Consider the following 7491-nt stretch of genomic DNA (forward strand, 5'->3'; position numbering starts at 1 on the left):
CTGGCGGGAGCGTGCGGGTCGCCGTCGTCGGCGGCGGGCCGGGGGGACTGGCCGCCGCGCGCGAGCTGGCGCGGCTGGGCCACGCCGTGGAGCTGTTCGACGAACGGCGTTACCCGGGAGGCGATCTCGCCCTGGCAGCGCGTCTACCCGAGTACCCCGAGTACCACCGCATCGTCGACTGGTACGCCATGGAACTCGTCGACCTGAACGTGGTATGCCACACCGGGATCGACGTCGACCTCGCCGCCCCCGCGGCCGCACTGGGCCCGGGCTGGGACGCCGTGGTCCTCGCGACGGGCGGCCGGGGCCCGGAACCCGCACTGCCCGGCAGCGACACCCGCCGGGTACGGGACGTGCGCGACTTCCTCCGCACGGAATCACCTGCACCGGAAGAGATCACGATGTTCGGCGCGGACCGCGAGGCGGCCGCAGTCGCCGACGCACTGCTCGCGGCGGGCACACGGGTCACGATGATCGGTCCACAGCCCGGCATCGCCCACGACGTGGGCCGGCGCGGCAAGATCGTGCTGGTGCCACGGCTGCTCGCGCACCCGTGCCTGACACTGCACCTCGAGTCGGTGATCACGGCGATCGAGGCCCACCGTGTGCGGATCCGGCCCCTCGATCCCGGCGCCCCGGAGCGCTGGATCCCGGGCGGCGGCGAACTGCTGGTCTCGCAGGGCATCACGCCTCGGACGGAGCTCCAGAACGCGCTGCGGACCCTCGAGCCACCGCTCGGGGTGCACGCCGTGGGCGACGCGAGCGGCGACGGCGGCTCGATCCACGCCGCGATCACCACCGCCATCGAGGCCGCGGGACGCATCCACGCCGCAGCGCACCGAAGCACACAGGAGGCACGAGAATGAGCACACCGCTGCGGGTCGGGATCGTCGGGTGCGGCCGGATCGCCGGGAACCACGCCCGCGCCTTCGCGGCCGCGGGCGCCACCGTAGCCGCCTGCTGCGACGCGGACATCGCACGCGCCCGTGCCTTAGCGGCAGAGCGCGAAATCGCCGCCGCCGTGGGCGGTCTCGACGAGTTGCTCGCACTCGGACTGGACGCGGTGAGCGTCTGCACGCCGCACCCGGCGCACGAGGAGGTGGTCGTCGCGGCCGCCGCCGCGGGGCTGCACGTGCTGTGCGAGAAGCCGATCGCGGTGGACCTTGCGGCCGCCGACCGGATGATCGCAGCGACCGACGCCGCCGGTGTCACGTTCGGCGTGATGTTCCAGCGCAGACTGTGGCCCGCCGCGCAGCGGCTGCACGCGGCGATCGCGGACGGCCGCATCGGGGCGCCCGTGCTGGGCGAGGTCACCGCTGCGCTGCACAGGCCGGCCGACTACTTCGCCCCCCGCGACACGGCGGGCACCGGCGCGGCGGCGGGACGATGCGACGGCGTGCTGATGACGCAGGCGATCCACCAGATCGACATGCTGTGCTGGCTGATGGGTGAGCCGGTGGCGGTGGCGGGAACCGTCTCGACCGCTTCGACGGCAGCCGCATCGACTCCGAGGACACCGCTTCCGCCGTGGTCACCTTCGCATCCGGTGCCACCGCGACGATCACCGCGACGACCGGGGCCGCACGCAACCTCGGGAACCGGGTGTCGGTGATCGGTGAGACCGGCGCGCAGGGCAGCGTGCTGGAGCTCCCCGAGGGCGCCGAGGGGGTCAACGACGTCTGGACCGTGCCCGGCGAGGAGGAATACCACACCCTGCGGCCCGCCCCGACGAACCCCGGAATCGACGAGATCAACGGCGGCCTGGTCGATTTCCACACCCTGCAGGTGCGCGACTTCGCCGATGCCGTCGCTGCGGGCCGCCCGCCCGTCGTGACCGGCCGCGACGCCCGCACGTCACTCGCCGTGGTCCTCGCCGTCTACGAATCGAGCCGCACCGGCACCGTCGTGACGCTCACACCCCGATCCTCCCCTCTCACGTCAGGAGCCGCCCGATGACCGCCACCTCCGCCCCGCCCGTCGACACCGTCGACCTCCTGATCGTCGGGTCGGGCGCCGGCGGGCTGTCCACCGCGGTCGCCGCCGCCGACGGTGGCGTGTCCGTCCTGGTGGTCGAGAAGGACGCCGTGTGCGGCGGGGCGTCCGCCTGGTCCGGCGGATGGATGTGGGCGCCGCGCAACAGGTTCGCCCTCGCCGACGGCGTAGTCGAGGACGCGGCGGCGCCCCGTACGTATCTCGAGCACCGGCTCGGCGCGCAGTTCGACGGCGAGCGGGTCGACGTCCTGCTCGACGGCGCGCCGCGGATGGTCGACTTCTTCGAGACCCGTACCGCACTGCAGTTCGTCCCCGGCACCGGGATCGCCGACATCCACGGCGACACACCCGGCGCGGGCACCGGCCACCGGTCGGTGGCACCGAAGCCCGTGAGCCTGCGCCACCTCGGGCCGGACGTCGCGCGGCTGCTGCGCCGCCAGCTCTACGAGACGTCGTTCCTCGGTATGGGCATCATGGCGGGCACCGACCTGCAGGCATTCCTGCACTCCACGCGATCGGCGAAAGCGTTCGCGCACTGCGGTGTCCGTGTCGCCCGGCACCTCGCCGAGCTCGCGCTGTACCGGCGCGGCCAGCAGCTGGTCAACGGCACGGCGCTGATCGGGCGGCTGCTGCGCTCCGCGCTCGACCGCGGCGTCCGGATCGAGGTGTCCACCAGAGTGGTCGAGTTGGTCACCGACGAGGCCGGCGTCGTGGTCGGCGCGCGCGTCGACGGTCCACACGGTGTCCGCACCGTCTCGGCCGGCGAGGTGGTGTTGGCCACAGGCGGTTTCACCCGCGACCGCGACCGCCGTCGCGCGCTGTTCCCCCGCGTGCCCACCGGCGACGAGCACTGGACCCTGACGCCGCACACCACCACGGGCGACGGGATCTCGCTGGGCGAGTCGGTGGGGGGATACCTCACGTCCGCGGTGGCCTCGCCCGTCGCCTACTGCCCGGTGTCCTTGGTGCCCTACGCGAACGGCAGGACCGGCGTGTTCCCGCACATCCTCGATCGGGGCAAGCCCGGCGTGATCGGCGTGCTGTCGACGGGCCGGCGGTTCGTCGACGAGGCGCTCGGGTACCACGACTACACGCTGGCCATGATCGAGCAGGCACCCGCGGGCGCGGAGGTGTGCTCCTGGCTGGTGGCCGATTCCCGCTACATGCGATACTACCCATTGGGTTTCGCGAAACCCGCGCCCGTGCCCACCTACCCGTACCTGCGCACCGGCTACCTGACCCGCGCCGACACCCTCGCCGAGCTGGGCGCGCGCATCGGGGTCGACCCCGAGCAACTGCAGCGCACCGTCGCCGAGTTCAACCGCGGCGCCGTGGTGGGCGCGGACCCCGAATTCGGGCGGGGCGCCACCCCGTTCACCCGCGGCAGCGGCGACCCGGACAACCCCTTCCCGAATCCCTCTCTGGCGCCGCTGGATCAGGGACCGTACTACGCCGTCAAGGTGGTACCCGGCAGCTTCGGTACCTTCGCGGGGCTCGTGACCGACGCGCGCTCGCGGGTGCTGGACGAACGGGGCCGCCCCATTGCGGGTCTGCGCGCGGTGGGCGTCGACCAGGCCAGCGTGTTCGGCGGTCACTACCCGTCGGGCGGCATCAACCTGGGACCCGCCATGACGTTCGGCTACCTGGCGGGCACCGAGATCGCCGCGCAGGTGCGCGATCAGCGGGCGGTGACCGCGTGAGCGCCGCGGTACCGGATGCGCGGGTCACGGCCTCCGCTCCTCCCTCGCCGCGTCCGAACCCCGGGCTCGGGCTCGCGGCCCTCACCGTGCTCGACACGCCGCCCGCCCGACAGCTCGCGCTCGCCGAGCGGACGGGATACGACACCGTTGGCCTGCGACTGCTGCCCGCGGCCCCCGCAACGCCCGCCTATCCGGTACACACGGATCGTCGCGCCCTGGCGGATCTCGCTGCACGGCTGCGAGATTCGCCGGTCGGCGTGTTCGACATCGAGATCGTCCGGATCGCCCCGGACTTCCGCGCCGAGGAGTATCGGTCCTTCTTCGAGGCCGGCAATGCCCTGGGCGCGCGGGCCGCCCTGGTCGCCGGTGACGATCCGGACTCCTCGCGGCTCGCCGACTCGTACGCCGCGCTCGCGGTGCTGGCCGCCGAGCACGACATGGTCGCGAGCCTCGAGTTCATGCCCTGGACGTGCGTACCCGACGCGCGGGCCGCCGTCGAGATCGTCGCGCAGGCCGAGCGGCCGTCGGTGCTCGTCGACGCCCTGCACGCGGCGCGGTCCGCGACGACCCTGGCCGACATCGCGGCGTTGCCGCGCGGGTGGCTGCACTACGCACAGCTGTGCGACGGCACCGTCCCCGCCCCCGCGGACGACGCGGGCCTGATCCACGACGCCCGCTCGTACCGGCTCGCGCCCGGCGAGGGCGGCATCGACCTGGCGGCGATGTGGTCTCGGCTGCCTGCCGGTCTGCCCGTATCCGTCGAGCTGCCCAACGAGCCGCAGCGCCGCGAGATGGGCACAGAGGCGTGGCTGCGGCACCTCGCCGAGCGGGCGCGCGCGGTGCTCGCTGCCGCGTCGGCACACCGGGACGCGGGGATAGGATCCGACTCGTGACCGATTCGATCGCCGACCGGCTGCCCCTCATCGGTCTGGGCACGTGGCCGTTCACAGGTGCCCGGTGCACGGACAACGTCCTCGCCGGGCTGGACACCGGCTACCGCCTGATCGACACTGCGGCGAAGTACGAGAACGAGGACGCCGTGGGGGCCGCGCTCGCGCGGTCCGGGCTGCCGCGGGGCGAGTACGTCGTGACCACCAAGCTGCGCGGCCGAGACCACATCGGCGCGCCCGACGGGACTCCGTCGGTGCGGGTGGCCGTGGAGCAGAGCCTCGAGCGGCTCGGGCTCGACCGGGTGGACCTGCTGCTGATCCACTGGCCGCTGCCACGGCGGGGCCGCTACGTCGCCGCGTACGAGCAACTCCTCGCGTGTCGGGACGCCGGCCTGATCCGCTGGGTGGGGGTGTCGAACTTCCTCGGACGGCACCTTCAGGCGCTGGTCGGCGCGACCGGCGAGGCACCCGCCCTCAACCAGATCCAGATGGATCCCACCATCGCCCGCACCCCGGTGCGGGCAGACGACGACGCGCTCGGTGTGCTCACCCAGTCGTGGAGCCCGCTGGGACGGGGAGACGCGCTAGACGACCCCGCGATCGCCCACGTCGCCGAGGAGCACGCGGCGACGCCCGCGCAGATCGTGCTCGCGTGGCACCTCGCGCACGGCGTGCGGCCGGTGGTCCGCACGTCGAACGCCGCGCGCCAGCGGGAGAACCTCGCCGCCACGGGCATCCGGCTCACCGACGCCGACGTGGCCGCCCTCGACGCGCTGGACCGCGGCGAGTCCGCCGCCCGCGATGTCGAGACGCACGAGGAGTTCTGACGCCGCTCGACCACAGCCGACCAGCGGCGATTGTCGTCGTGTCGGTGGGGTGGCCTACCCTCGGAGGCATGCAGGATCAGGTCACCGGGCTCGCGGTCGCCGCGCAGCGCGGCGACCGCGGAGCGCTGACCGCCTTCATCGCCGCGACCCAGCACGAGGTGCGCCGGTACTGCGCGCACCTCGCGGGACCCGGGTACTCGGAGGACCTCGCGCAGGAGACGTACCTGCGCGCGATCACGGCGCTCCCCTCGTTCCGGCGTGCGTCCAGCGCCCGCACGTGGCTGCTGGCGATCGCCCGGCGCACCGTCGCCGATCACCTGCGCGCAGCCGCCGCGCGGCCCCGGCTGGTGACGGCCGACTGGCGCGCGGCACTCGACGCGCGCCGGTCGGTCACCGGCCCCGCGGCCCTGGTCGAAGCCCGGCTGCTACTGGCGACGCTCGACCGCGACCGCCGGGAGGCACTCGTCCTCACGCAGGCGTTCGGCCTCACGTACGCGGAGGCCGCCGACGTGTGCGGCTGCCCCGTCGGCACCATCCGTTCGCGGGTGGCGCGGGCGCGCGAACAACTCGTCCGGCAACATCACGGGGCACACCAGGCACCGAATCAGGAAGCGACAGCATGACCACGCTCCACGACATCGAGACCGCGCAGACCCATCGCATCTCCCTCGACGTCGGGGGCATGACGTGCGCGGCGTGCGCCAATCGAGTGGAGCGCAAGCTCAACAAGGTCGACGGCGTGCGCGCCTCGGTGAACTACGCCACGCGGACGGCGACGGTCGAGGCACCGTCGGGCACGGGCGTGAGCGAGCTCTGCGATGCAGTGGCCGCGGCCGGCTACTCGGCTGCCGAGAAGTCCCCCGACCCGCGCCGCGCCGTGGCGGCCGAGGAGCGCGAACGCCGCGACCTGCTGCGCCGGCTCGTCATCTCGCTGGTCCTGTTCGTGCCGGCGGCAGACATCTCCGTCGTGTTCGCGACCGTCCCGTCGACCCGCTTCCCCGGCTGGCAGTGGCTGCTGTTGGCGCTGAGCCTGCCGGTGGTCACGTGGGGCGCGTGGCCGCTGCACCGCAAGGCCGTCGCCGGGCTGCGGCACGGCGCCGCGTCGATGGACACCCTGGTGTCGACGGGGATCACGGCCGCGACGCTGTGGTCGGTGGTCACCGTGCTCACCCCGGGGCGGCGGCGGGCCGATCCGCACGGGGTGTGGAACGCGATCACCCACTCCGATCCGATCTATCTCGAGGTGGCCATGGGGGTCACCGTCTTCGTGCTGGCCGGGCGCTATTTCGAGGCCGCCGCGCGCGCGAAGGCGGTGAGCGCGATCCGGGCGCTGGCCGCGCGCGGTGCCAAAGACGCGACGGTGCTGCTGAGGGACGGCTCGGAGCTGAGCGTCCCCGTGTCGGAGCTGAAGCAGGGCCAACGCTTCGTGACGCGGCCCGGCGAGACCATCGCGACCGACGGCGTCGTGGAGTCCGGCTCGGCGTTCGTGGACGCGAGCACGATGACGGGCGAGACCCGGCCCGTGGCCGCGGAGCCGGGTGGCGCGGTGCTGGGCGGGACCGTGTGCCAGGACGGACGGCTGACGGTGCGTGCCACCGCCGTCGGCGACGACACCGCCATGGCGTCGATGCGCCGCATGGTCGAGGACGCGCAGGCGACCAAGGCGCGGATGCAGCGCCTGGCCGACCGGGTGTCGGCGGTGTTCGTGCCCTGTGTGTTCGCGATCGCCGCAACGACGCTGATCGGGTGGCTGCTGGGCGGCGGCACGGTCGATCAGGCGGTCACCGCCGCGATCGCGGTCCTGGTGATCGCGTGCCCGTGCGCGCTGGGCCTGGCCACGCCCGTCGCGTTCATGGTGGCGTCGGGACGGGGCGCACAGCTGGGGATCTACCTGCGCGGGCACCAGGTGCTCGAGGCCACCGAGGCGGTGGACACCGTGGTGTTCGACAAGACCGGCACGGTGACCACCGGCCGGCTCGGCGTCGCGCGGGTCACGCTCGCGCCCGGCGTGGACGAGGCCGCAGTGCTGCGCGTCGCCGGCGCCGTGGTGGCGGCGTCCGAGCACGCCGTCGCCCGAAGTCG

At 73.6% G+C, this 7491-nt stretch carries 6 protein-coding genes and 1 pseudogene; all 7 read left to right on the top strand.

Features of this window, described 5'->3' with window-relative positions; all coding sequences use genetic code 11:
- Positions 1-866, top strand: an 866-nt coding sequence (locus tag ABD908_RS25825; RefSeq protein WP_345001499.1) for an FAD-dependent oxidoreductase, incomplete at its 5' end; no start/stop codon positions are given.
- Positions 863-1956 (top strand): annotated as a pseudogene (locus tag ABD908_RS25830) (Gfo/Idh/MocA family protein). The gene ABD908_RS25825 and the pseudogene ABD908_RS25830, both read left to right, overlap by 4 nt.
- The gene (locus ABD908_RS25835) at positions 1953-3692 is read left to right on the top strand and encodes an FAD-dependent oxidoreductase (protein ID WP_345001502.1); all 1740 of its coding nucleotides are present in this window, start codon (positions 1953-1955) and stop codon (positions 3690-3692) included. The pseudogene ABD908_RS25830 and the gene ABD908_RS25835 overlap by 4 nt, the downstream one beginning before the upstream one ends.
- An 86-nt stretch (positions 3693-3778) precedes the next feature.
- A complete protein-coding gene (locus ABD908_RS25840; RefSeq protein ID WP_345001508.1) occupies positions 3779-4585 on the top strand; it encodes a sugar phosphate isomerase/epimerase family protein in 807 nt (268 codons plus the stop codon).
- The gene (locus ABD908_RS25845; RefSeq protein WP_385923220.1) at positions 4582-5409 is read left to right on the top strand and encodes an aldo/keto reductase; all 828 of its coding nucleotides are present in this window, start codon (positions 4582-4584) and stop codon (positions 5407-5409) included. Before ABD908_RS25840 ends, ABD908_RS25845 begins: the two co-directional genes overlap by 4 nt.
- 68 nt (positions 5410-5477) lie before the next feature.
- Positions 5478-6032 (top strand): sigma-70 family RNA polymerase sigma factor, encoded by a 555-nt coding sequence (locus ABD908_RS25850; RefSeq protein WP_345001504.1) that lies wholly within the window; start codon positions 5478-5480, stop codon positions 6030-6032.
- The coding region (locus tag ABD908_RS25855; RefSeq protein ID WP_345001506.1) for a heavy metal translocating P-type ATPase at positions 6029-7491 on the top strand (1463 nt) is incomplete at its 3' end. The genes ABD908_RS25850 and ABD908_RS25855, both read left to right, overlap by 4 nt.

The organism is Tsukamurella soli (genome assembly GCF_039541155.1).
Taxonomy (GTDB): domain Bacteria; phylum Actinomycetota; class Actinomycetes; order Mycobacteriales; family Mycobacteriaceae; genus Tsukamurella; species Tsukamurella soli.